The organism is Streptococcus sp. OMI750 (genome assembly GCF_047463895.1).
In the GTDB taxonomy this organism is placed as follows: Bacteria; Bacillota; Bacilli; order Lactobacillales; family Streptococcaceae; genus Streptococcus.
Window position 1 is genome coordinate 764,369 of sequence record NZ_JASHCZ010000001.1, and the last position, 26,426, is coordinate 790,794.

Here is a 26,426-nt window from a genome sequence, read left to right on the forward strand (position 1 = left end):
ACAAGACTCTCGCAATTACTTCGGAAGTCTTGTCTTTTATTCTAAAACCATGAAATACGTAATAAACATCAATGTCATTGATTTACAAAATTAGCAAGGTTTGCTCATCAGTATCATTTTTATTTACTACTTAACTTCTTGATTCCTTACCAAGAAGTAGAGTGTTGCTCCAAGTAAACATACCAGTCCAATAACGTAAATACAGAGTTGCAGATAGGAAGCTCTCCCTAATATTGTATCCGCAACAATATTATAAAATAGATAACTAGTCAATGGTTCCACTACTCTTTCTATGAATGGTTGTACCAAAATAGGAAATAGCAGCAAAATAGCTAAACTCCCCATTGGACTTTTGAAAAAATAACTTAAGAAGTAAGAAATCAAAAAGTATTGGATGGAGCCAAACAAATAGAAACTGAAGATTTCTAAACTGACACCATTTTCGCTCCTATAAAATTGAAACCATATAAGCAGTACAATGAAATACAAGGTTGATTGTAGTACTACATCAAATAACTCTATGAACAGGATCCTAATTGAACTTAAGATCCTTTTTCCACTTTCCAAGTAAACTAGCTTTGTTTCGTGTGATTGTAACTCAACAAATGCATTAACACACCCAATACCAACAGAGAGCATTGATGCAAAAACAAGAGCTTGCTTTAAAGATAATTCTACAATTGCACCATTAATTGCAACTGGTAACACACCCAATAGACACACAAAACCTATTAAAAGAGACTGTATGCCTATCTGGTACTTTACGGGTTTTAAACTATATTTTTTGACGATAAGACTGAAAAATACTTTTGCCATTCTTCCTCCCCATTCGAATCTTTTCTACAACCATTATGAACACCAAGAACAAGATCCCTTCTACTATTAAAAGTGTAATTCCATACAATTGGCTCGTTTGAGTCCCTTCAATTCGACCAAATGCAAATGACTTTGCTCCAATCAAAGGCAATAGATTTTCTATTTTAGAGGAAATTCCTCTTAGAATACCTGATAAGGTGATTACCAATAATAAAACGTCTGCAATTAATGCAGTCATTGGTTTTTTCGTTACGATTACGAAAAGTAAAGCTAATAAAGTAAGAACGATTGCAAATATCATAATTCTTACCGTGACATCTAAGAACAAGGTCAATTCTAAATGATTCTTTAGAGTTGAATCTAGAAAAATGAGTAAGATAACAGCATTTACTATAGAAATTATTAAAGTAGAAAGTAACGATAGGACAATTGAACTTGCAATAAACCCAGTAAGACGAACTTTCCAGTTAGGAATCAATAACTGGCTAAAATAATCATCACCAAATTGATAATGGGTTGAATAAACAAGTGAAACAAGAATTGGCAAGAAAATAACACTTGCTTGGTAGGGTGAAGATAAGAGAGCATCCCTGACTGTATACACTGGATTCGATGATGACATAGATGGATCAAGGTTAACCGCCTGTCCATTTCCTTCTACTAAGGCATTTATCACCTGGATATTTTGAATTGTAAAAAATATGCTGACTCCCAAAATAAGAAAAAAAGTGAATTTAAAAGTAGGTAAACTACAATATTTATAGAGATCACTAAAAAAGGAACGCTTCAACATATTATTCACCTTCTTTCCCTTCGAGTGCCTTAAAATATGCTTCCTCAAAAGAGCCAAACTGTTTCAAAATATCTTTTGTAGAAGCATCAATAACAATTTTGCCATTAGAAATACCAACCAAATGATCTACAGTTAATTCTAACTCACTCATATAATGACTTGTCATTAATACAGTTTTACCTTCATTGACAAAAGACTGCAAAAAATTACGTACCCAGCGAATTCCTTCTGGATCTAGTCCATTGATTGGTTCATCTAAAATTAAGATGTCAGGATTTGCTAATAAGGCTGTCGCTAAACCAAGACGTTGCTTCATTCCTAATGAATAGTCTTTTACTTTTTTATTTTTAGCTTCACTTAACCCCACCAACTCTAAACATTCCTTGCACCTATTTCTATCAACCCCACAAGCCAAGCCAATCCAACGAAGATGTTGAAATCCTGTTCTGGTTGGGTAAGGTTGGCAACTGTCAAGGAACGATCCAACAATACAAAAAGGATTATCTCCCAATTGAGAGTATTTTTTGCCATCGATCAACGTCATTCCCATTTGACTATTTTCTAATCCAAGTAAAATTCTGATTAAAGTTGATTTTCCAGATCCATTCGGTCCAATCAATCCAGTAATCTCACCTTTCTTAGCTTTGAAAGACACGTTTTGAAGGACAATTTTATTATTATATTCCTTATGTAGCTTTTGAATTGTTATCATTCATTCTTTTTCCCTTCTGACTTTTAGTGAAATTCCACCTTCACTTGGAGCAAGTATAACAGGAGAAAATCAGGAAATTCTCAGAATAATTATTTTTTTTATTTTCAACAAATTACATTCTATATTTGCTATAATATGCTCATATAATTGGAGGAACTATGAAGTATAAAATTTTAGCCATTGACGATGATGAAAAAATCTTACGATTAATAGGGAATGCATTAGAAGCAAACAACTTTCACGTGGAAACTCGTAAAAATATAGAGGAGATCAATATCTGTGACTTTACTGGATTTGATCTAATTTTACTTGACGTCATGATGCCTATTTCTGGTATAGAAATTTGTCGTTCCATTCGTTCACAAATTGCTACTCCAATCTTATTTCTAACCGCTAAAGATTTTGAAGAAGATTTATTAAAAGGAATACAAGCCGGAGCCGATGATTACATCACAAAACCATTCAGCATTAAAGAATTGATTGCAAGAATTCAAATGCATCTTCGTAGAGAAGAAAGATCACACCATTCCTCTAAAGAAGAGATGGAGTCAAATATAACTTTTTATCGAGATAGTCAAGAAGTTTATTATCATTCAAAGAGAATTTCATTAACTAAGCGAGAGTTTGATTTACTTTATCTTTTAGCTAAAAATGAGAACCGAATATTTAGCGTAGAGGAACTTTACGATTACCTCTATCCCGTAAGCTCTGATGCTCAACTACGGTCAATCACTGAATACATCTATCAAATTAGACAAAAATTCAAGGCTCATCAAATTGATCCTATCAAAACAGTATGGGGAGGAGGATACAAATGGAAAAAGAATTGACAATCAAGCAACTCATTAAGCGTACCTACCTTAAAATCATTTGGCAATTTCTTCTATGTCTGATACTTTTTTACATAGTTCCAGCTCTTCTATCTTCTGTATCTGGAATAAATGAGAGAAATGCCAATCGCTTTGCTTTATTTTTTAGCGTCAGTTCTTGGATTTATCTTTGCATCATTTTGATTTTTATCATTGTAATAAATATTAGACAATTATTAACCAAGATTCAAAAAGAAATGAACATGGTTTATCATAGTGGTCTATATTTCACCAAAAATGAACATCACCATTTGCAGATTAAAGAATTCATTGAAACAAATGAACTAATCGAAAAAATGCAATCTGATATAAAAAATAGGATTGAACATGAAAAAGAACAAAAAAAAGAACTCATGTTTCAAGTATCTAGCGCTGCACATGATCTTCGTAGCCCTCTAACTGTCATCAGAGGAAATGCTGAATTCCTACAATCTACCAAGCAAACACCTCAAACAATGGAATGTCTAAAAGATCTTGAGCAAGCAAGTATTCAATTAAACGATTATTTCAACCACTTCATCCAATACTCCAAAACCTTTTACGACCATGATATTCAACTTGAAAATATATCGATTCAACAAGTAACTCATCAATTGAAGGAATATATCACACCTTTACTCCCGAGAAATACACATTTTGTTTTTAATAACACAGTAACTTCATCGGCACAAATTGCTATTCATTCCAATTTATTTTTTCGAGCAATCACAAATGTTATTAATAATGCAATACAACATCAAAAAGATAATGATGCAAAGATCCAGCTAACAATGTCACAAGAAAATAATCGATTAGTTCTAACCATATGGAATAATCAATCTACTTTTTCAAAAAATATATTACAGAATGCTGGAAATCTTTTCTATAAAGATGACCAAGCAAGAACATCCTCTCAAGAAAGTCACTATGGACTTGGTTTATCTTTCGTAAAACGCGTCATGAAACTTCATAATGGAACGATGCATTTAGAAAATATTCATGATGGTGCACAAGTCAAGCTAATCATTCCCATTATTATATAGAAAAAGCCGAACTCATCAATATGTGTTCGACTCAGAATACAGACAAACGTCATTTTTGGTGTTTGTCTTTTTCATATATGACTTTCAGACATTACACAGAAGTTAGTCATTAAACTCTTTCTTTCCTCTCCCCTAAACGATAAACAATCACGACGGATACTAGAAGAACCAGAGTTGTGATGATCGATCCTTCCGCTCCAAATTCCCCTCCAGTCAACCAGTCAGGTCCTGACCCCATGGTAAAGGTAAAGATAGAGGCATCTGCCCCCGTCCCACTGACTTGAAAACCAAGGAGATTGCCTTGTACATAGTTCCAGGTGCCGTGTTGGGCGACCACTAGCCAGATACTATTGGTGTAGATAAGGAGAAGACCAGCTAGCACTCCATCGAGGATGATATTCAGTACGGATAAGAAGGTCACTCCTGAATTTCCCAGATGGAGAAAGCCAAAGAGACTACTAGAAATCGCGATTGCTAAAGGTAGATTAGTTCTTGCTGCAATCCGAGTTAGGAGCCAACCCCGCGTCGCTACTTCTTCAGTCCCTCCTTGAAGAAGCCAAAAAGGGAATAAACCTAGAATAAAGAGGATGGGTTCTAAACTTAATTCATTAAGCTCAAAAGACCCGATTCCCCCCACCTGGTAGACAAGGGCAATCACACCCATTTGAAGCAGGGAGATTAAGACTCCCCAGCTAAGATATTTAAGCCAATTTCTTTTTACAAAACCTAAAGTCGATAAGGGATTCTTCTCAATGAACTTCACCCAAAAAATAAAGAGTAAGAGAATAAATACAAAACTGAAGAGCTCATAATAGAGAATATAATGGTAGAAAAACTCTTGAATACTTGCAACCCCATTTCCTGGTGAGAAGAACTCTGTTAGAGTACCTATTGCAATGGAAAATGGTCCCACCAATTCACTACTGATCCATAGTCCTCCTTCTATAAAGAAGGAAGCTAAAAACACGTAGAATAGTGTAGAAACGAAAACTGGCACAGAAGCTTTCGTTTTGATACCTTGAATGATCATCCCTTTCTTCATCTAATAACCTCCATTTATCTGATAGGTCCATTGTAGCAAAGAAAATCCAGACCTGCAACACCACTTCATGTCAGAAAACCTAACATCGAAAGTTGATTTTTCTTGCTGAACTGATACTTTTCTGATATAATAGCTTTTATAGAAAAACATAAGATCATTCATACTCTATTTGGTATGAATGTTTTGTTTTTTCAGGCCATCCTTTGGTCAATGCACTCATGGGTCAAACACCCAAAGAGAAATGAAGAAAAAGGAGACAGAAATGAAGAAAAAATTACTAGCCTATTTGCTTTTCTTATTTCCACTGGTAGCATTCGCTGGTCATGCTCATGCTGAGACGATCAAGGTCGTTTTCGACACAGCTTATGCTCCGTTTGAATTTAAGGATTCAGATCAAACCTATAAAGGAATTGACGTAGAAATCTTGGACAAGGTCGCTGAAATCAATGGCTGGGATTTAGATAAATCCTTCCCTGGATTTGATGCTGCAGTTAATGCTGTCCAAGCTGGTCAAGCGGATGCCATTATGGCCGGAATGACCAAAACAACTGAACGTGAAAAAGTCTTCACCATGTCTGATACTTACTACGATACAAAGGTTGTCATTGCAACTACAAAAGCCGACAAAATCACGAAGTACAGCCAATTAAAAGGGAAGACAGTCGGTGTCAAAAACGGTACTGCAGCCCAACGCTTCCTCGACAAAAACAAGGACAAATACGGCTACAAGATCAAGACTTTTGATACGGGTGATCTCATGTACAACAGTTTATCAACTGGTGCAGTGGATGCAGTCATGGATGATCAACCCGTCATTCAATATGCCATCCAAAAGGGTCAGGACCTAGCGATAAATATGGACGGGGAAGCAGTCGGTGGCTTTGCCTTTGGTGTTAAAAAAGGTGGAAATCATGAAAAGTTGATCACTGAATTTAACAAGGCCCTCGCTCAAATGAAAGCTGATGGAACACTTGATGAGATCATCAAGAAATGGACCGGTGAAAGCCAATCAACTGCTAACAGTGCTGTTCCAACAACAACTACTCCTGCTGGACAAAAAGCAACGCCTAAAAAGTCAAAATATGTAATTTCAAGTGACTCATCTTTTGCACCATTCGTTTTCCAGAATGGGAAAAATAAGTATACAGGGATCGATATGGACTTGATCAAGGCCATTGCCAAAGACCAAGGATTTACCATTGAAATTGATAACCCTGGATTTGACGCTGCGGTAAGTGATGTCCAATCTGGTCATGCGCAAGGAATGATCGCAGGGATGACCGTGACCGATGCTCGGAAAGAAACATTTGATTTTTCTGAACCATATTATACTGCTAACTCTATTCTTGCAGTCCAAGAAGATAGTAAGATTGATTCTTACGATGACTTAAAAGGTAAGACGGTCGGTGTTAAAAACGGAACTGCATCGCAGACCTTCCTTGAAAAGAATAAAAATAAATATGGCTACAAGATCAAAACTTTCTCTGACGGGGCTTCTATGTACGACAGCTTGAACTCAGGTTCTGTCGCTGCGATTATGGATGACGAACCCGTCATCAAATACGCTATTAAACAAGGACGTAAATTCAAAACACCTATCGAAGGAACTCCAAGTGGTCAACTAGCATTTGCCGTTAAAAAAGGTGAAAATCCTGAATTGATCGAGATGTTCAATTACGGTCTTGCAAACTTAAAGAAAAATGGCCAATACCAAAAGATTCTCGATAAATATCTTAAGTCAGATAGCAAATCAAGTACTTCTAGTACAGCCGTAGATGAAACAACAATCTGGGGATTGCTTCAAAACAACTACAAACAATTGTTAAGTGGTTTGGGTATAACTCTTGCCCTTGCTATTCTCTCCTTTGCCATCGCTATGGTGATCGGTGTTATCTTTGGGATGTTTAGTGTTAGCCCTTATAAGTGGCTCCGCTGGACAGCAGAAATCTTTGTCGATGTTATTCGTGGGATCCCACTCATGATCCTCGCTGCCTTCATCTTCTGGGGAATTCCAAACTTGATTGAATCGGTCACAGGTCATCAATCCCCAATCAACGACTTTGTCGCAGGTACCATCGCCCTCTCTCTCAATGCTGCTGCCTATATCGCAGAAATTGTTCGTGGGGGGATCCAAGCTGTACCGATTGGACAGATGGAAGCCAGCCGAAGCCTTGGGATCTCTTATGGCAAGACCATGCGCAAGATCATCTTGCCACAAGCAACCAAACTCATGCTTCCAAACTTTGTTAACCAATTCGTCATTGCGCTGAAAGATACGACTATCGTTTCTGCGATCGGATTGGTAGAACTCTTCCAAACTGGTAAGATCATCATTGCTCGAAACTACCAAAGTTTCAAGATGTATGCTATCCTGGCAGTCGTCTACCTCGTCATCATTACCTTATTGACACGTTTTGCAAAACAATTAGAAAAGAAGGTTAACTAATGGCTAAATTAAAAATTGATGTCCATGACCTCCACAAATACTATGGTGAAAATGAGGTCTTAAAAGGAATCTCAACGAAATTCTACGAAGGGGATGTGGTCTGTATTATCGGACCGTCCGGTTCTGGTAAATCTACTTTCCTTCGGAGTCTCAATCTCCTCGAAGAAGTTACAAAAGGTCAAATTACCGTAAATGGATATGATCTAACCGATCCAAAAACCAATGTTGATTTGGTCCGTGAAAATATTGGGATGGTTTTCCAACACTTCAACCTCTTCCCTCACATGAGCGTCCTAGAAAACATTATGTTTGCGCCAGTAGAGCACAAACTGATGACTCGCGAAGAAGCTCAAAAAGTCGGGATGGAATTATTAGAAAAAGTTGGTCTCGCAGATAAAGCCGATGCCAATCCAAACAGCCTTTCCGGTGGTCAAAAACAACGTGTGGCCATTGCCCGTGGACTCGCCATGAATCCAGATATTATGCTCTTTGACGAACCGACTTCTGCCCTTGACCCTGAGATGGTTGGAGATGTATTGAACGTTATGAAGGACTTGGCCAAGCAAGGGATGACCATGATTATCGTCACCCACGAGATGGGATTTGCCCGCCAAGTGGCCAACCGCGTCATCTTCACCGCAGATGGTGAATTCCTCGAAGACGGCAAACCAGACCAAATTTTCGATAACCCCCAACACCCACGTTTGAAAGAATTCTTGGATAAGGTTTTAAACGTTTAATTGAGATAAAAACGAGTGGTTCCTGAAGCATCTAGCAAAATTGCTAGATGCTTTTTTTAGACTAAAAAAGCATTTTCAAACCTGAAAATGCTTAGAATGTGGACTAACTATTTTAAAATAAAATAAGTAAAACGTTTCTAAAAGGAACAACAATGATTTTCAATTTTTAAAATGAATCAAGAAAATATTGAAACTTTCCGCTGTGAGAAAAGTGCTAGAAACAAATCAGTTTCTAGCACTCGGGAGTTTTGAAACTTTAGGTTCAAAACTAAGTCATGGAACTTCGTAGAAGTTCGCTGACGTCCGTACTCACCTAAGGAAAGTTTTGAATATGTCTTTATCTTCAATCTAAGCATTTTCAAATCTGAAAATGCTTTTCATGTTAACGAATCTGTTGCTGAGCTGTTTGCATCTTGTAGTAAACACCTTGTGCTTGCATTAGCTCTTCATGAGTGCCATGCTCGACAATATCGCCATCCACCATGACAAGGATCATATCGGCATTTTGAATGGTCGATAAGCGGTGGGCGATGATAAAGCTGGTCCGTCCCTTCATGAGTTGATGAAAGGCATCTTGAATCAAGGCCTCAGTCCGAGTATCAATGGACGATGTCGCTTCATCCAAGATCAAAATCTTAGGAACGGAAAGGAAAACACGCGCAATCGTTAAGAGCTGACGTTGTCCTTGAGACAAAGACTCTCCAGCATCTGAAAGATAAGTATCATACCCTTGTGGCAACTGCCTGATAAAGAAATCCGCATTGGCCGCTTTGGCTGCTTCTATCACTTCTTCTCTGGTCGCATCTGGACGAGAAAAAACGATATTTTCATGAATCGTCCCGACCTTGAGCCAGGTTTCTTGTAGAACCATACCAAACTGTTGGCGGTAGGAAGCACGGGTGTAGTCCGTAATCGGCACCCCATCAATCGTAATCATCCCAGAGTTCACAGGGTAGAAACGCATGAGTAGATTGATCAAGGTCGACTTCCCTGCTCCTGTAGGCCCTACAATCGCTACCTTACTAGCGGCTGGAACCTGAATGGTTAAATCTTTGATCAAGGTCCTCCCTAAATCATAGCCAAATGCGACGTGCTCAAAACCTATCGCTCCTTTGACATCCTGAGTTTCTATAACACGATGTCCCGTCTCTTCGATCTCAACTTGATCCAATACGCTGTACAGGCGCTCTGCGCAGGCAAGAGCACTTTGGAGTTCTGACAAGACAGAAGAAATATCATTAAAGGGTTTGGTGTATTGGTTGACATAATTGAGGAAGGTCACTAATTGACCGACAGTAAAGTGAGATCCCGAAATAATCCGTACGGCTCCAAATCCAGCCACTACCGCATAAATCAAGGCATTCACAAAGCGAGTTGCAGGATTGACCGTTGAAGAATAAAAGACAGCAGATTGGGAATACTTGGCATAGCTTTCATTCGTTCCTTTAAAAGCCTTACGGAATTGATCCTGAGCGTTAAAGGACTGGATTAAACTTTCCTGGGTCAAAGACTCTTCGATCAACTGAGTTTGCAGGCCACGCGCCTTGGTTTGTGCTTGGAAAAGCGTATAGGAGCGCTTGGCAATGAAACGAGCAATCAAGAGAGACAATGGGGTCAATACCAGAACTGCTACCATCATAAAGAAATCTAATCCTGCCATGGTCACGATGGTGACAAGAATGGTTAAGAGGCCCACAAAGAACTGGTTAAAGACCATGAGAAGACCGCTATTAAGTTGCTCTACATCGGTTGTTAAACGACTGACGAAATCCCCACTTCCTTGCTTGTCCAGATAAGACAAGGGCAAGCGATGCACTTTTTCCATTACTTTTTCTCTTAGGGTTTGGCTAAACCGATAGACCAATTGATTGTAGAGAAGAGGATTAATCCATTGGATCAAGGTATTGGCCACAATGATTAGAAGCATCTGGATCAAAACGGGCCATAAGACTTTCATCCCTTGAGGATTCATGACAAAGTCAACCGCATGTCCGATCAGGATCGGTAACCAAACCGTTAAGCCAACTTGAACGATAGTTCCAATACTGGCTAGAATCAGGAGACCGGGATGGTGAGCAAAATCTCTAAAGAGACGTTTTAAATAACTGGAACGTTTTTGACTCATGCTTCCTCCCTTCCGTGTTGTGAATCATGAATTTCTTGATAAATCTCATTCGTGGACAAGAGGAAATCATGATTTCCCAGTCCTACTTGATGCCCCTTATTCAAGACCAAAATCTGATCAGCCGACTTGAGACTATTGGTTCGTTGAGATACTAAGATCAAACTTGTGTCACTCAATTCTTCTTTAATCGATTTTAAGAGACGAGCCTCCGTCAAATAATCCAAGGCAGAAGTCGAATCATCCAAAACCAAGAAAGGGGCCTTTTTCAAAAGAGCACGCGCAATGGTCAACCGCTGGCGTTGGCCACCTGAAAAATTTCGACCAAAGGCTTCTACCGGCTCATCCAGCTTTCCTTCTTTTTCACGGACAAAATCAGCCGCCTGAGCCGTTTCTAGCGCCCACCACAAATCATGATCCGTCAGACTTTCATCCATCCCTAATAAGAGATTCGAGCGGATAGTTCCTCTAAAGAGCTCTGCCTTCTGTGGGACTACAGCTATCCACTCCCGCCATTCCTTGAGAGTTCTAGGAGAGTGACCTTGATGATAGAGGGCTAATTTTCCCTGACTAACAGCATACAAATGACTCAATAACTGAACAAGGGTGGACTTCCCAGATCCTGTACCACCGATAATTCCCAGCATCTGTCCTTGGTCAAGATCAAAGGAAATTCCCTCTAGGGCTGGGCTTGAAGCCGTTGGATAGGTGAAAGAAACTTCCTCTGCACTGATCGCTTCTTGTTCTCTTGCGGTTTCCTCTGTCAAAGCTTCTAGGAGGTCTTCTTCTTTCAAATCAAAGATCTCTTGTACCCGCTTGGCTGAAATATAGCTGACATTTAAAGACGTGACCAGCATAGCCAGCTTGATCAATTCTGTTAAAATTTGCAATAAATAATTGACCAAAGCGACCAACATTCCTTGAGTCAGAAGACCAGCAGAGATAGTCAACTGTCCCTGCCAAATAACACAGACTAAGGTCGTATTGACCACAAGGAAGGTCAAGGGACTCACCAAACTAGACCAGATACCAGCGCGAATTTGCCAGACTTTGTAGTCCTGATTGACCTCTCTAAAATCTTCTAATTCACTAGCATCTTGTCCAAAGGCCCGAATCACTCGCATCCCTTGAAAATGCTGACGAGTTACTGTGACCATTCGGTCTGTGATTTTCCGAATCTTAGCAAAGAGCGGATTGACAATCCGAGACATGATAACAATAATCAGGGTTAAAATCGCCACCATCCCCAAAAACCAAAGAGTTAGTTTAGGACTGATGGTGAAGGCCATGATGATAGAGCCAAAGACAATGATCGGCGCCCTCAAAAAGAGGCGCAAGAAGAGATTGATCCCAACCTGGATTTGATAAGTATCAGAAGTCAGACGGGTTACCAAACTAGAAGTACCGATTTTATCGCGCTTGTCCTTTGGAAGGGACAAGATCTTATCATACAAATCCTTGGTCATCTCACGGGTAAATCCGACAGCTGCTTTAGATGAAAAATACTGAGCCGTAATAGCAACGACGACACCAAGGCTAGCAAATAAAAATAAAGCACCGACCATCATCACAACTCCGCTCGTTTCCTTTTTCGGAATGACCTGATCGACCAAGTGGACCATGATTAAGGGGACACATAATTCAAAAATGGCTTCTAATAGTTTGAACACAGGACCTAATATAGTCTCTTTTAGATAGCCCTTAAAATACTTCAATAAAGATTTCATACTACTCGATTCTAATTGTAAGAGATGTACCTATTTTATCACAATTTTTAAAGATAAAAAAACTCTCCCTGCAAAGCAGAGAGAGTTCGTTCGGTTTTTCTTGACCAGCTTATTCAGCATGCTCTTGTTTCATTTGCACTTGTTTAGACGAATGAAGGCCAGGAATGTTATTCCATCTTTGTCCCCTTATTTAAGATCTTGCCCATTTTCCTCAATCCAATCAGTAAGAGTGGGAAAGAAAGGAGTGTTATCAGGCCTAGCACAAGAAAAACAACTACAAATCCACAAGTATCGATCAACCAACCAGTAAGTGGGAAGATCACAATCATGGAAAGACTAAACATCATGGAATTGATACTCAGCATGGTTGCTCGTACACTAGAAGGTAAATAAGCTTGTAGCTCATTGTAGTAAATGGGTTGATAAACTGCGTATAGTGCATTGGTCAAAAGATAGACACTCAGATAGGCAAATGGAGTCTTGAAAGCTACCAAAAGCAAGGCCAAACCTGTCAACGCAACCAGAATTGGAAAGACTTGATTACTATTCCATTTTTTCCCGATTTGACTGGCCAGATAAACCGCTAGGAGATTGAATCCACTGCCAATCAACATAATGAGCGAAACTTGCCAACTGGCTAAGTCACTGATTTTCTGTTGGTAGTAAAAATAAAACATACACATGATGGTTCCTAGCAGCTGATAGGTGAGCATCAAGTAAAACAAGACAGGTTTTTCCTGCCATTCTTGTTTCACTACTACCAATATCCGTTTTAAGGTCAAATGATTTCTTTCACTACTCTTGCTCTCTGGCTCTTTCATCAGAAAAATCAAGAGAATGGAAAGCAAGGAGAGTCCAATAGCAATCAGGTAGGTCCAAGCCAATGCTCCATGAACAAAGAAGCCTGCCACAACGGTACCTAAAGTTCGGGTGACTTCGGCCACCCCAGACAAAAAGCTAGAAATCTGAAGATACCGGTCCTTTTGCCCTGCTTCTACCGCAGAATCGTATAAGAAAGCGGTACTGGTCCCTGAGTCAAAATTGTAGGACCAAGCATTGACCATCATAGCAAGCGCATAAATCCAAAAATTCCCCTGACCAAGTAAGATCAAGATAGAGGATCCAATACTGGCCAAGCGAGCCAAATAGAGATTGGCCTTGTAGCTAAATCGATCTGCCAACATACCTGATGGGATCTCACACAAGAGACTGGTCCCATGAAAGATACTTTCTAGTAAACCGATTTGAAGCAAGGAAAGACCATTTTGAATAAAGAATAAAATCCAAAAACTGGTAATTCCAAAATAAGATGTGAATTCCAGACCTGCTAGGAGTGGAATATTGCCTTTGTAAGTTCTTTTAAACATTGTTTTCTCTCTTTCCATATGTAGTATGACTGTTTCTAAAAGACTTACCTAGATTTGCCTACATTTTCTCCACCTCTTTCATTAAAGTAAAAACGCCAGACGGCGTTTTTATAGTTATTAAGGTTTGATACGGTGCAACATACGTGGGAATGGAATAGCTTCACGGATGTGTTTCGTTCCAGCTGCGAAGGTGACCATACGCTCGATACCGATACCAAATCCACCGTGTGGTACTGTACCATATTTACGAAGGTCAAGGTAGAATTCGTACTCTGTACGATCCATACCAAGTGATTCCATCTTCGCTACAAGTGCATCATAATCTTCCTCACGCATAGAACCACCGATGATTTCTCCGTAGCCTTCTGGCGCGAGCAAGTCTGCACAAAGCACGCGATCTGGGTTCCCAGGAACTGGTTTCATGTAGAAAGCCTTGATGTCAGCTGGATAGTTGATCACAAAGGTTGGTACACCAAAGTGGTTTGAAATCCACGTTTCGTGTGGTGAACCGAAATCATCTCCATGTTCCAAATGTTCGTAGTCAGCATCTTCGTCGTTTTCATGCTCTTGCAAGAGGTCAATCGCTTCATCGTAAGTAATACGTTTAAATGGCTCAGCAATGTAGCGTTTCAAGAGCTCTGTATCACGTTCCAAGGTTTCCAAGGCTTGAGGAGCACGATCTAGAACACCTTGAAGCAACGCTTTAACATAAGCCTCTTGCAAGTCAAGTGACTCATCATGTGTCAAGTATGAGTACTCAGCGTCCATCATCCAGAACTCAGTCAAGTGACGACGAGTTTTTGATTTCTCCGCACGGAATACTGGTCCAAAGTCAAAGACGCGACCAAGGGCCATAGCACCTGCTTCAAGATAAAGCTGTCCTGATTGGCTCAAGTAAGCTGGTGTTCCAAAGTAGTCTGTTTCAAAAAGTTCTGTAGAGTCTTCTGCAGCATTTCCTGAAAGGATTGGGCTATCAAATTTCATGAAGCCATTCTTATCAAAGAACTCATAAGTTGCATAAATGATTGCGTTACGAATTTGCATCACTGCTACTTGTTTGCGTGAACGCAACCACAAATGACGGTTGTCCATCAAGAAATCTGTACCGTGTTCTTTTGGAGTGATTGGATAATCTTGAGATTCACCGATGACTTCAATGTCTGTAATATCCAACTCATAACCAAATTTTGAGCGCTCATCTTCTTTGACAATACCTGTTACAAAAACAGACGTTTCTTGGCTCAAGCGTTTGATGGTATCAAATTTTTCAAGACCTACTTCTTCACCGAATTTTTCGATAAAGTTTGGTTTGAAAGCTACACCTTGGAAGAAGGCCGTTCCGTCACGCAATTGCAAGAAAGCAATTTTCCCTTTTCCTGATTTATTCGCAACCCAAGCACCGATAGTCACTTCTTGACCGACGTAGTCTTTTACTTCGATGATGGTAATCCGTTTTGTCATAATACATCTTCCTTTTCTCATTGTACTTGTCCGAAGACATTATCATTTCTCATTTTACCACAAATAGAAGCTAATAGCTATCCTCTACCGTCGAAATATCAAAATTTTAACGGATGACATGACTCTCTAATTGATCACACGTCCCAATCTGTTGAATAGCCCTTGTTTTCTCAAAATCTTGAACCACTTTTTAAAAAATCCACACTTATTTGATTTTTCAAACTGAAATCCTTGCATTTCAGGTCATGAAACTTGCTTTTTTTTGACAGAGAAAACTTTTTCAAGCTATAATATCACTACATAATAAGGAGGAAAATATGAAAAAGAACATTCAACTAACAACAGGACTGTGCGCTGCTGTTTTAGCCCTCAGTCTTGCTACTACCACTTATGCAGAGGAGCAAACTGCATCTGCCGAAGCACCAATGACTGAACTACAGGCAACCCCTTCCCTAGCTCCGCTTGCTTCAGAAGAAACTGTTACACCAGTCACTCCAGAAGCACCTTTAAACCTCAGTACCAGTGAAGAAACTCCAACAGAAGCTCCCTTAGATCCACGAATCTCTGAAATTCGTGTTATCCATCGTCGTCGGACTCTTAAACCAGACTATTCTCCAGTTGCATCTTCAACAGATGTCGTCTACAAGACAGTTGAGGCACGTGCTTTTACCGAATATGACGTATCTGGAAATGGACCAGCAACCGTTACAGACGAAAATGGAAAAACATGGTATCGAGTACGTTATTCTGAGCTTGATATTAAAGATGGCTTCCATTACAAGAGCGCTCCTGAAAAAGGCACTGCTACCGCGCCCGTCATTGAAGTCATCCATCTCTATGATGATATCGATTTGAATCCTGAAGTTGTAAAACGTGCTCGTTTTTTAGACGATAAGGGACAAGAAATTGCTCCTTCCCAAGAAAATAGCATCGAGCGGAGCCTTGATTTGGCTTATGAAGCTGGTCTTCCTAAAGCACCTGCTCAGATCCAAGCCAATGGAAAAACTTATACTTACCAATCTGCTGACAAAGGGGAATTAACTTCCCATAAACTTCGTGTTTCAAACCTGGTTACAGTAACCTATTTCTATAAAGAAGTCACCACACCAGTTGTTGAAAAACCTGTAACTCCTCAGCTACCAGAAAAACCTAGTCAAAAACTCCGTCTTCCAAAAGGGAATAATGGAGTAAAAACACGGGTTCCAGTTGGTAAAAAAGTTCAAAGTAAACCAGCCAGTCCAGAAGTGAAAAAATTCCGCCTTCCAAAAGGGAACAATGGCGCAAAGACACGTATTCCTGTTAAAAAAGGACATACTATCCTTGCTGTCGATTATTTATAAGCAGGAATTTCCTAGCCTATCAAAAAGACCTTTGTCAGTTGAGACAAAGGTCTTTTCTTTTATTTCTCCATAAAGGCCTTGATACGGCGAACCGCTTCTTTTAGCGTATCCAAATCTGTCGCATAAGACAAGCGTATATTTTCTGGGGCACCAAAGCCTGCACCAGTTACCAGAGCCACCTCCGCTTCTTCTAAAATCGCTGTGGTAAATTCTGTCACATCCGTGTAACCCTTCATCTCCATGGCCTTCTTCACATTTGGGAAGAGATAGAAGGCCCCTTGAGGTTTGATAGCTTCAAAACCAGGCACTTCATTCAAGAGAGGATAAATGGTATTCAAGCGTTCCTCAAAAGCTTGACGCATGGTCTCAATAGAAGATTGATCTCCTGTGAGTGCTTCGATGGCAGCATACTGGGAAACCGTCGTCAAATTCGAAGTTGTTTGGCTGATCACCTTGGCCATAGCCCCGATAATCTCCGGCTCTCCAACTGCAAACCCAACACGCCATCCGGTCATAGCATAAGTTTTGGAAACGCCGTTAATCACGATGGTTTGCTTGCGAATCGCTTCTGACAAGCTAGAAATTGGCGTGAAAGTATTGCCATTATAGACCAAACGACCATAGATATCATCTGCCAAAATCAAGATGTCATGCTCAACAGCCCAGTTTCCAATCGCTTCGAGTTCTTCTTTGCTGTAGATCATTCCTGTTGGATTGGATGGCGAATTTAGCAAGACAACCTTGGTCTTGTCTGTCCGTGCTGCTTCCAGTTGCTCAACTGTTGCCTTAAAGTGATTTTCTTCTGTTGTTTGGAAAGTAACGGGTGTTCCTTCAACCATCTTGACTTGATCCACATAAGAGACCCAGCAAGGTGTTGGAATGATGACTTCATCACCTGGATTGATAACAGAAGTAAAGAAAGCATAAAGGATAAACTTGGCACCTGTACCGACTACTACTTCATTGCGGCTGACAGCATAGCCATAAAACTCTTTCATATAGTCACTAATGGCATCCTTCAATTCTGGAAGTCCAGACGCTACCGTATAAAAGCTAGCTCGACCATCCTCGATAGATGCAACTGCTGCTTCTTGAATGTTTTTTGGAGTCGCAAAGTCAGGTTGACCAAGCGTCAAACTCAAGATATCACGACCTTCAGCTGCCAAAGCTTTAGCACGCGCATTTGCTGCCAAGGTCACACTTTCTTCCATTTCCAATACACGATTTGATAATTTCATATTTCCTCCTCAAATCTTAAAAAACACTAGTTACTTTCCCAGTCTTAAAATCCACCACATAATAAGAACTGCCAGACTTAACTTCCCAGATCGGTTTTCCCTTAAAGCGACCAAAAGTTACTCGATCAATCGCGTCCTGACTCTCCTCTTTCACAAGCGCGATAGCCTCCTTCTGGCTAGTCCCTTCTACTAAAGGATAAGTATAGACCTGATCATTTGCCTGCGCGACCAAGACCGCCAGCTTTTGCCCCTCTTGGTCCTTCCCGATAAAGGAAACATAAGCTTCTTTACCATGAAAGAAACTCTCCCTATCAATTGTGGCTAAGGAAGAGTGAGACAAAGCTACTTTTCTTGCTTGCGCAATTTGATTGTGCATGCGATCAGAAGTTTTTTCAGCAAGAAATAGCCAAGAAAAGAGAACCGTCACTATTACGATACAAATTCCTATAACGTGTTGCCATACGATAAAAAGATTTTTTTTCTGTTTCACTCCCCCATTATACACCAAAGCCACTTAGAATTCTATAGATTTTTTAAAGAAAGAATTGTTACTAATATTTCATCTCTTTTATAATATTTTAGTATAAAATTGTTTGAGCAACAAAGTAAAATTAACATCTTTAACACCATTTGTTCATAGTTGGATAAATTTGTTACAATTTTGTAACTAATTTGAAAATAAAATTAAACGACAGAAACACTATTTATTGATAAAATATAGATATGGAAAATTTAAAGAGATTATTCAAAGAAGCAAACGTAGATTTAAAAACCATGATCGTCTTCCACAAGGCAGAACGATTGATCCGTGCATCTGAAGCGCATATCTTTAAAAAGCACCAGTTGACACCAACTCAATTCTCTGTACTTGAGACTTTGTATACTAAGGGCGATCTCCGCATTCAAGATTTGATCGACAGCATCCTTGCGACCTCCGGAAATATGACAGTTGTAATCCGTAATATGGTTCGTGATGGCTGGATTACACGTGAAACAGATCCAGAAGACCGTCGTGCTTATCTTGTTTCGATTACAGATGCTGGTCGTCAAAAGATCGAGGAAGCACTTCCAGATCATATCAAAAATATCCAACGCTTGATGCAAGTCTTTAACAGTGGCGAACAAGCTGAATTGACAGAACTTTTGAAGAAATTCAAACACATCGCCTAATTGCACAAATCAAGATGGTAATGACTCCAAAATTCTTCATTTTGGAGTTTTCGTGGTGCATTCTCTTTATCTGATAGATCAAAAAAATGAGAGTGGGACAGAAATCGGTCATTCGTTAGGATTCGATTTCGTCGTCCCACCTCCGCACAGTTGAGTAGGGCTGTAAAAGCTGATAAAATCAGCGTAGTAGAGCCCACTCAACCACTGCGTCTTGCTCGACAATCCAAAGACAATGGAGAGGCTAGGACTTTTGTCCCAGCCTCATTTTTATTTATTCTTTCACAAATACCCATTCTTTCTCTTGCGATAAATCCTCACGATATGAGAAACCTGCTACTTCTAATAGTTTCAGATCTTCTAGCTGGCTAATACCTGCTTTCATCATAGCAGTGACCATAGCACCTCGTGCTTTTTTTGAAATCGTCGAGTGAACTTTAAGTTTGCCACCACGGTTCTCCATAAATTTAATCTGTATCATTCGTTCTCGAATGCTTTTTGAGAAGACCATTTCGAACTCAGATGACAAGAGTGATAGGATCTGCTCCTCTTCTTCTATAGATCGATCGTACTCCTCTTTCCAGAGCACCTTTAAAGACTGCCCAGCAGGTTTTAGCTTCATCATAAAGTCTAGACGATGGGGAGCAATCCCTTCATAGGCTGGGATAACTCCATAAAGGGCAGTGGTGATCAACAAATGTTCCTGAAGATAGGCCTGCTCTTTTTTGGATAAGTCCTGACGCTGGATGCTTCGGTACATCAGGCCGTCAAAGAGTTCTAACGCAGGATAGGACTTGGCACTCCCATTTAATAGAGACTCAATCCTCTCCTTTTCTACCTGGGCTCTTTCCTCTGAAATCCCGTAAAAGCTAGCCAAATCTGCTAGCGAATAGTCCTTTAAAGTTTGGAGGATTGTTTGTGTATGATCGGATAAGGGCTTTGCCTCGACGGTACGAGCCTGTTCGTTCAGTTCTTTAGCGGATGGAATTAATAGTTTCATAGTCCTATTGTACCATATTTTTCAAATTTTCTTGACAGGAGTTTTTATTAATGTTATTATCTAGTTATGAAAACCAGATTAAAGAAAGGTGAAGATTTTGTGTCCACTTTTTCCTATCCAACATGGGAGCAACTGCCTGAGCTAGACCTCTATCTCGATCAGGTCCTGCTTTATGTCAATAAAACATGTGCACCTGTTCTCTCTTCTTCAGACAAGGGCTTGACGGCTGCCATGATCAACAATTACGTGAAACATGGTTACATCGAAAAGCCTGAAAAGAAAAAATACCAGCGTCACCAAGTAGCTCGCTTAATCGCTATTACAACCTTAAAAACGGTCTTTTCGATCCAGGAGATCTCTTCTACCCTGAATTTTTTACAAAAAGAGGCTAGCTCCGATCTTCTCTACAATAGCTTTGTCGCTTATCTCAATGAGCAAAAAGAGCCACTTGCTCCAATTATTCGCTCTGCTTGTCAGACCGTACAACTGTATCTAGAAACTCTATCTTATATTCAACCATCAAAAACGGAGGATGAACCAGATGAATTACACCATGAAACTAAGTAAAAAATTATCTTTTGGAGAAGAGATTGCAAACAGCGTTACCCATGCGGTTGGGGCTTTCCTCATGCTGATTCTGCTTCCAATTTCCGCTATCTACAGCTTTGAGCAGCACGGTCTTCTTAGTGCTTTTGGGACTTCTATTTTTGTCATTAGCCTCTTTTTGATGTTTCTGTCTTCGACTATCTACCATGCCATGTCTTATGATTCTCCTCAAAAGTATGTGCTTCGCATTATCGACCACTCCATGATCTACATTGCGATCGCAGGCAGTTACACGCCTGTTGTCCTCACCTTGATGAACAACTGGATGGGCTATAGCATTATCTTTATTCAATGGAGCACTACTATTTTTGGTATCCTCTACAAAATCTTTGCTAAAAAAGTCAATGAGAAGTTCAGCCTAGCTCTTTACTTGATCATGGGCTGGTTGGTTGTCTTTATCATTCCTCAAATCATTAGCCAAACAACACCAGTTTTTTGGGGACTAATGCTCATGGGTGGCCTGTGCTACACTGTTGGAGCTGGCTTTTATGCTAAGAAAAAACCATACTTCCACATGATTTGGCATCTCTTTATCCTTGCGGCTTCTGCTCTTCAGTATTTAGCCATTGTATACTTTATGTAATCCTGCCACCACTCTTTTGAGTGGTTTTTTTGTGTCTTTTCCTGTACAATAGAAAAAAACTGTATGGGGACAGCTATGACGAAAACAAGCAAATACCAACAAATTAGCGCATTTTTAAAAGAAGCTATTCAAGAGGGCCAACTTGAAACCGGGCAGAAAATTCCTTCTGTTCGCCAGTTGGCCAGTCAATTTACTTGCAGTAAGGATACCGTTCAGCGGGCTTTGCTAGACTTAACCTATCAGCACTTGATTTACGCCAAGCCTCAAAGTGGCTTCTATGTTTTGGAGCAAGAGCCGGGTCGCCACCAAGATCTCCCTCTTAAATTCGAGGAAGACCGGAACCAAGCTTTTGAAGATTTTCGGACTTGTATCAATGAAACCTTAATCGGTCGTGAAAATTATTTATTTAATAATTTTTCAGATCAGGCGGGCTTGCAAGAGGTACGCCAGTCTATTCAGGCTTTATTAGAGGAGGAAAGTATCTATACAACTGCAGATCAGATTGTATTGACCTCTGGAACTCAGCAGGCGCTTAATATCCTCAGCCAGATTGACTTCCCCAATAAAAAATCGCAGATTTTGATCGAGCAACCGACTTATCATCGGATGAACCAGCTCCTCGATACTCAGCAACTTCCCTACCGGACGATCGAGAGAACCTTAAAGGGGATTGATCTCGAAAACCTTGAGGAGATTTTTAAAAGTGGCCATATCAAATTCTTTTACACCATCCCCCGTTTTCACTACCCACTCGGTCATAGCTATTCCCCTAAGGAGAAAGAAGCTATTTTACAACTAGCGGATCAATATGATGTCTACCTAGTCGAGGACGACTATCTGGCCGATCTCGATGCCAGTAATGCTCCTTCTTTTCATTATCTGGATCGGAACAACCGGGTCATTTATATCAAATCTTTTTCGACCAATCTCTTTTCTGCCCTTCGAATCACGTCCATGATTCTTCCCAAGGAACTCCTAAAGCCGGTCTTAACCTATAAGACCATTCTAGACTATGATAGCAACCTCATCATGCAAAAGGCTTTAAGCCTCTATATTGATAACGGGATGTATCTAACAAATAAAAAAAGACTCCTAGCTCGAAGAAAAGAGGAAGAGACAAATCTGAAGACCTTAATTTCTCAGTCTTCCCTCCTATCTCAACTCACCCTGAACCACGACGGGGTCCTAGTTGATCTCAGCTACGTTAGATCCCTTGCGGCCTTAAAACACAGTGGCCTCCCTCTTGATTTTTTTGAAGCAGCCTATATTGCTAACTGTCCTTATCAACTAGTTAAGATCAAATCAGCTGATGTTGCTCGTGTTTTACCTGAACTCTCCTCCTTATTTAAAACAGAAAACCTCGTATAAAACTATACGAGGTTTTCATCTATTTCTTCAACTGCTCATAGATTATTTTAGCATTTTGAATACCGACATGATAGTCTAGACGAATTAAGCGAATCGCTTCCATCTCAGATTCTTTGAGGTACTTTTCCTTTTGTTCCTTGGGGATACTACCTGGTTGAAGGAGATAATGGGTAAATTGACTTCTGACTTTATTGAGCTCAACTTGAAGAGTGAAATAAAGTCCAAACAAGACAAGGACAACCCCCATCAGGATAAGATCATTTGACATAGCTTGTGCTTCCTTTTCTGTTCTTTTCTCTATTTTACAGCTTTCCATCAACAAAAACAAGAGGCTGGGACAAAAGTCCTAGCCTCTTGTTTTTGGATTGTCGAGCAAGACGCAGTGGTTGAGTGGGCTCTACTACGCTGATTTCATCAGCTTTTACAACCCTACTCAACTGTGCGGAGGTGGGACGACGAAATCGAATTCTAACGAATGACCGATTTCTGTCCCACTCTCCTTGTTTGTCTTTATTTCATCATGCCTGCTTGGAGGTCGTACATTTTCTTGTAAGTTCCACCAAGAGTAATGAGTTGTTCGTGGTTCCCCGCTTCGATGATTCTTCCCTTTTCAAGAACATAGATACAGGTAGCATCCTGGATGGTTGAGAGTCGATGGGCGATGGCAATGGTCGTCCGACCTTGGCGCATCTTCTTCAGAGAGTTTTGAATTAACTCTTCAGTCTCTTGGTCAATATTTGCAGTCGCCTCATCTAAAATCAATATCTTTGGCCGGGCTGCAATGGTCCGAGCAAAAGCAAGAAGCTGACGCTGACCAGTGGATAAAGTCGATCCTCGCTCAGTTACTGGATGGTCATAGCCATCAGGAAGACTCTCAATAAAGTCTGCAACATCCACAAATTCCGCAGCTTCTTGTATTTTCTCATCCGACAATTCTTCATGATACATTCGGATATTGGAAGCAATGGTTCCATGATAGAGGAAGGGTTCTTGCAAGACTAAACCTATAGCATTTCGCAAGGCTTCTTGACTATATTCTTTGATATCGTGTCCATCAATCAAAATCTGACCACGATCAAACTCATAAAAGCGCATAAAGAGATTGATGATAGAGGATTTACCAGAACCAGTATGGCCGACAAAGGCAATGGTTTCTCCATTTTTGACCTCAAACGAAATATCTTTCAGGACCTCTTGTTTAACATCATAAGAAAAAGACACATGTTCAAAGCGAATATCTCCTCGTTCGATTTCTTCTCGGCTGCCGGCTTGCTTGGGTTCCTTATCTGATCGATCCATAACTTCAAAAACACGCCCCGCAGAGATAGTAGAGGTCTGCAAGGTAGCAAAGTTCTGCGTAACATCAATCAAGGGTTGGAACAGCTGACTGACATACTGAATAAAAGCGTAGATAAGACCCGCTGTAAAGCCAGAGGACTGCCAATTGAGGCCGAAAAAGGTCAGAATAACTGCATAGGCCAACACCTGTAACAGAGTCATCGCTGGCCTTAAAAAGAGGGAATTGATATCTACAGACCGGTTGGCATAGTCCAAATGTTCCCCATTAATCTGTTCGAACTCATCCGTCAAACGTTTTTCTTGACGGAAAGCCTGCACGATCCGCATTCCTTCTATGGATTCAGATAATTTCACATTGATATCTGATAATTTCTGTCGGGTCATCTTGACCAGACGACTGGATAACTTGCGATAGAGACTAATAGAAAACCAAATAATCGGAAGAAAAGGCAAAATCCAAATAGTCAAATGCCAGTCCAGACTAAACATGGTCACCAAGGTCACTACAAAAAGTAAAAAGGATGAAACCAGACTTGAGAAGACTGTGGAAAACATATCTGCGACTGCCTGTGTATCATTGGTCACACGGGAAACAATCGAACCTGCTGCTGTCTGGTCGTAAAAAGCCATGCCCAACCCTTGTAGATTGCGGAAAACATCTAGCCGGATATCTCTTACAATCGAATTGGAGACACGTGAAAAGGTCAATTGACTCAGATATGTTGCAAGCACGCGCCCAATAAATAGTCCATAATAAAGAATAAGAAACTGAAAAGCATTCATAACCGGTGAATCTGCTTCTTTTGGATCCACCAGGTGGTCAATGTACCAACGCGCCGCAAGAGGAATCGCTGTTAACAAGAGACTGGTCAAAAAGGTAAAGACCAAGGCCAAAGCCGTCAACCACTTATAGCGCCACATGTATGTCAAGAGACGCTTCATGACAGGTACTTCAGATGTTTTCATTGAGCCTTCCCTCCATTTCTTCCGATAATTGTTGCGCTTGGTAGGTCTCATAGTACCAGCCTTGTTGGGCCATTAATTCCTCGTGCTTTCCACGCTCCTTGATCTGACCATTCTCCATTACCAGGATCAAATCCGCATGTACAACAGAAGACAAGCGATGGGCGGTAATAATCGTTGTTTTCCCCTCGCGTTCCTGCTTCATATTTTCTATAATCTGATGCTCCGTCTTAGCATCTACTGCAGAGAGGGAATCATCCAAAATTAGGATTTCCGGATTCATGACCAAGGCTCGACTCATAGCTATCCGCTGCTTCTGCCCTCCGGAGAGAGAAACTCCTCTCTCACCGATGACTGTTTCCATCTGGTCTGGCATGGCTAGGATATCCTCATAGACCCCACAAGTTCTCAGGGCATCGATTAACTCTTCTTCCTTGATCTGTGGATCAGAAAAAGCCACATTCTCGCGAATGGTCATGGCAAAGAGGATCTGATCTTGAGGGACATAGCCAATCAAGCTGCGCAAATCGTCCAACCGATAGTTTTTGATGATGATCCCATTTAGAAAGATAGCTCCCTGATCTAAGTCGTGCTCTCTAAGTAAGAGACGCAACAAGGTGGTCTTTCCAGATCCAGTTGGTCCCACAATGCCAAGAGTTTGCCCTTGTTCTAAGCGAAAATAAACCTTTTCAAGAACAGGCTCTTTCTCATAGGAAAATTCTTCGATAGCATACTCCAAATCTCCATTTTGAATGCCTGTGACTGGATGAACTGGATCTTTGATAGCAGGCGTTTCCGCTAAAAGTGTTTCAATTCGCTCATAAGAGACGCTAGCCCTCTGACTAATATTAAACAAAAATCCCATGGCTTGTAGGGGCCACACCAACATATTGAGATAAGTGATAAACGTGACGATTTGACCAACCGTCAAGCTCCCCTCCTGGACAAAGAGGCCCCCAAAATAAAGGGTCAAGACATAGGAGAGACCTACAAAAAGAAGAGTGGTCGGATCAAATAAAGCATTATAACTAGCTGAAGTCATATTCTTTTGAAAGACCATTTGATTGGTCTTTTCAAAGGCTTGAATCTCATCTTCTTGAAAGCCAAAGGATTTGGTTACCCTAACACCAGAAACTGATTCCTGAACAAAGTTGTTCAATTCTGAAAAGCCTTCTTGGGCTTCCTTGAAGGCCTGATGATTTTTGCGTCCAATAGCTGAAGTCACTAGGACCATGACCGGCAAGGGGACAATCGCTAGTAGGGTTAAGCGCCAATCAATCATGAAAAACATACTAATTAGGGTTACCAAGGCTGTCACAGAGGCATCGACTGCAGACATGACCCCACCACCTGCAAACATGGTTACTGCATTGATATCATTGGTCGCATGCGCCATGAGATCCCCTGTTCGATAGCGCTGATAGAAAGAAGGCGACATGAATGTAAATTGTTTAAACAAGCGATAACGTAAAATCCGGGCCAACTTATTGGCGGTTCCAAATATATAGCGACGCCAAATAAAACGAAGTCCATACATGGTAAGAGCTACAATGACTAAAAGTGCGATATCCATAAATAACCGCCATGGCCTTAACTGTCTATTATCAATCAAATCAATCACCATTCCCTTGATTCTTGGAGGAATGAGATTTAAAAAACTGACCAAAATCAAGGACCCTATCCCAATCAAATAGCCCTTCTTTTCGACTTTAAAAAACCATGAGAGTTTCCCTAACAGGTTCATT

The 26,426-nt window shown here is 40.4% G+C and carries 23 protein-coding genes; 9 read left to right on the forward strand and 14 right to left on the reverse strand.

What is annotated here, in order from left to right:
* Positions 1–126: 126 nt before the first annotated feature.
* From QM830_RS03875 to QM830_RS03885, 3 genes are read right to left on the reverse strand one after another with little or no spacing between them, the layout of a single operon-like run.
* The gene (locus QM830_RS03875) at positions 127–816 is read right to left on the reverse strand and encodes a hypothetical protein (RefSeq protein ID WP_414325685.1); all 690 of its coding nucleotides are present in this window, start codon (positions 814–816) and stop codon (positions 127–129) included.
* Positions 776–1,609, reverse strand: a complete 834-nt coding sequence (locus tag QM830_RS03880) for a hypothetical protein (protein WP_414325686.1) — start codon at positions 1,607–1,609, stop codon at positions 776–778. Before QM830_RS03880 ends, QM830_RS03875 begins: the two co-directional genes overlap by 41 nt.
* 1 nt (position 1,610) lies before the next feature.
* The gene (locus tag QM830_RS03885) at positions 1,611–2,321 is read right to left on the reverse strand and encodes an ABC transporter ATP-binding protein (protein ID WP_414325687.1); all 711 of its coding nucleotides are present in this window, start codon (positions 2,319–2,321) and stop codon (positions 1,611–1,613) included.
* A gap of 158 nt (positions 2,322–2,479) precedes the next feature.
* Between QM830_RS03885 and QM830_RS03890 the strand changes: the two genes are divergently transcribed.
* Together QM830_RS03890 and QM830_RS03895 are read left to right on the forward strand one after the other, a co-directional pair.
* Positions 2,480–3,151: a response regulator transcription factor gene (locus QM830_RS03890; RefSeq protein WP_251457420.1), complete on the forward strand. Its 672-nt coding sequence runs from the start codon at positions 2,480–2,482 to the stop codon at positions 3,149–3,151.
* Positions 3,136–4,212, forward strand: coding sequence for a sensor histidine kinase (locus QM830_RS03895; protein ID WP_251457417.1), 1,077 nt, complete (start codon positions 3,136–3,138; stop codon positions 4,210–4,212). The genes QM830_RS03890 and QM830_RS03895 overlap by 16 nt, the downstream gene beginning before the upstream one ends.
* Before the next feature lie 109 nt (positions 4,213–4,321).
* Here the strand turns inward: QM830_RS03895 and QM830_RS03900 are convergent, their stop codons facing one another.
* Entirely contained in the window at positions 4,322–5,254 is a 933-nt protein-coding gene (locus QM830_RS03900) for a CPBP family intramembrane glutamic endopeptidase (protein ID WP_414325688.1), read from the reverse strand.
* Positions 5,255–5,516: 262 nt separating this feature from the next.
* On the opposite strand from QM830_RS03900, the gene QM830_RS03905 reads away from it, so the two are divergent.
* Together QM830_RS03905 and QM830_RS03910 are read left to right on the forward strand one after the other, a co-directional pair.
* Entirely contained in the window at positions 5,517–7,700 is a 2,184-nt protein-coding gene (locus tag QM830_RS03905; RefSeq protein WP_414325689.1) for an amino acid ABC transporter substrate-binding protein/permease, read from the forward strand.
* The gene (locus QM830_RS03910) at positions 7,700–8,440 is read left to right on the forward strand and encodes an amino acid ABC transporter ATP-binding protein (protein ID WP_009731143.1); all 741 of its coding nucleotides are present in this window, start codon (positions 7,700–7,702) and stop codon (positions 8,438–8,440) included. Before QM830_RS03905 ends, QM830_RS03910 begins: the two co-directional genes overlap by 1 nt.
* A gap of 382 nt (positions 8,441–8,822) precedes the next feature.
* On the opposite strand, the gene QM830_RS03915 is transcribed toward QM830_RS03910, so the two are convergent.
* The 4 genes from QM830_RS03915 to asnS all read right to left on the reverse strand — a co-directional run bounded on the left by QM830_RS03915 (position 8,823) and on the right by asnS (position 15,117).
* Complete coding sequence (locus tag QM830_RS03915; protein ID WP_414325690.1) at positions 8,823–10,565, reverse strand: ABC transporter ATP-binding protein; 1,743 nt, start codon at positions 10,563–10,565, stop codon at positions 8,823–8,825.
* Positions 10,562–12,289, reverse strand: coding sequence for an ABC transporter ATP-binding protein (locus QM830_RS03920; protein ID WP_414325691.1), 1,728 nt, complete (start codon positions 12,287–12,289; stop codon positions 10,562–10,564). The genes QM830_RS03915 and QM830_RS03920 overlap by 4 nt, the downstream gene beginning before the upstream one ends.
* Positions 12,290–12,456: 167 nt before the next feature.
* Positions 12,457–13,656 (reverse strand): MFS transporter, encoded by a 1,200-nt coding sequence (locus QM830_RS03925; protein ID WP_414325692.1) that lies wholly within the window; start codon positions 13,654–13,656, stop codon positions 12,457–12,459.
* Positions 13,657–13,773: 117 nt separating this feature from the next.
* Positions 13,774–15,117, reverse strand: coding sequence for an asparagine--tRNA ligase (gene asnS / locus QM830_RS03930; protein ID WP_037616614.1), 1,344 nt, complete (start codon positions 15,115–15,117; stop codon positions 13,774–13,776).
* Positions 15,118–15,434: 317 nt separating this feature from the next.
* On the opposite strand from asnS, the gene QM830_RS03935 reads away from it, so the two are divergent.
* Positions 15,435–16,457, forward strand: coding sequence for a cell surface protein (locus tag QM830_RS03935; protein WP_414325693.1), 1,023 nt, complete (start codon positions 15,435–15,437; stop codon positions 16,455–16,457).
* 59 nt (positions 16,458–16,516) lie between these two features.
* Here the strand turns inward: QM830_RS03935 and QM830_RS03940 are convergent, their stop codons facing one another.
* Positions 16,517–17,695, reverse strand: a complete 1,179-nt coding sequence (locus QM830_RS03940) for a pyridoxal phosphate-dependent aminotransferase (RefSeq protein ID WP_414325694.1) — start codon at positions 17,693–17,695, stop codon at positions 16,517–16,519.
* A gap of 16 nt (positions 17,696–17,711) precedes the next feature.
* A complete protein-coding gene (locus QM830_RS03945) occupies positions 17,712–18,209 on the reverse strand; it encodes a DUF5590 domain-containing protein (protein ID WP_009731150.1) in 498 nt (165 codons plus the stop codon).
* A 209-nt stretch (positions 18,210–18,418) separates the two neighbouring features.
* Between QM830_RS03945 and QM830_RS03950 the strand changes: the two genes are divergently transcribed.
* A complete protein-coding gene (locus QM830_RS03950; protein WP_009731151.1) occupies positions 18,419–18,865 on the forward strand; it encodes a MarR family winged helix-turn-helix transcriptional regulator in 447 nt (148 codons plus the stop codon).
* Between the two features lie 271 nt (positions 18,866–19,136).
* Here the strand turns inward: QM830_RS03950 and yaaA are convergent, their stop codons facing one another.
* A complete protein-coding gene (yaaA, locus tag QM830_RS03955; protein ID WP_414325695.1) occupies positions 19,137–19,862 on the reverse strand; it encodes a peroxide stress protein YaaA in 726 nt (241 codons plus the stop codon).
* A gap of 66 nt (positions 19,863–19,928) precedes the next feature.
* Here yaaA and QM830_RS03960 point away from each other — a divergent pair, with 66 nt between their 5' ends.
* The 3 genes from QM830_RS03960 (at position 19,929) to QM830_RS03970 (ending at position 22,419) form a co-directional block, all read left to right on the forward strand.
* On the forward strand, positions 19,929–20,429 hold the full coding sequence (locus QM830_RS03960; protein ID WP_009731153.1) for a DUF1836 domain-containing protein: 501 nt from the start codon (positions 19,929–19,931) through the stop codon (positions 20,427–20,429).
* Positions 20,404–21,051 (forward strand): PAQR family membrane homeostasis protein TrhA, encoded by a 648-nt coding sequence (gene trhA, locus QM830_RS03965; RefSeq protein ID WP_009731154.1) that lies wholly within the window; start codon positions 20,404–20,406, stop codon positions 21,049–21,051. The genes QM830_RS03960 and trhA overlap by 26 nt, the downstream gene beginning before the upstream one ends.
* Positions 21,052–21,114: 63 nt before the next feature.
* Positions 21,115–22,419 carry a PLP-dependent aminotransferase family protein gene (locus QM830_RS03970; RefSeq protein ID WP_414325696.1) on the forward strand — a complete coding sequence of 435 codons (1,305 nt, stop codon included), beginning with the start codon at positions 21,115–21,117 and terminating at the stop codon, positions 22,417–22,419.
* A 19-nt stretch (positions 22,420–22,438) separates the two neighbouring features.
* Here QM830_RS03970 and QM830_RS03975 read toward each other — a convergent pair whose 3' ends face one another.
* From QM830_RS03975 to QM830_RS03985, 3 genes are all read right to left on the reverse strand, one after another.
* A complete protein-coding gene (locus QM830_RS03975) occupies positions 22,439–22,687 on the reverse strand; it encodes a hypothetical protein (RefSeq protein ID WP_009731156.1) in 249 nt (82 codons plus the stop codon).
* 242 nt (positions 22,688–22,929) lie between these two features.
* Positions 22,930–24,684: an ABC transporter ATP-binding protein gene (locus tag QM830_RS03980; protein ID WP_414325697.1), complete on the reverse strand. Its 1,755-nt coding sequence runs from the start codon at positions 24,682–24,684 to the stop codon at positions 22,930–22,932.
* Entirely contained in the window at positions 24,671–26,425 is a 1,755-nt protein-coding gene (locus QM830_RS03985) for an ABC transporter ATP-binding protein (protein ID WP_414325698.1), read from the reverse strand. Before QM830_RS03985 ends, QM830_RS03980 begins: the two co-directional genes overlap by 14 nt.
* Position 26,426: the final 1 nt, after the last annotated feature.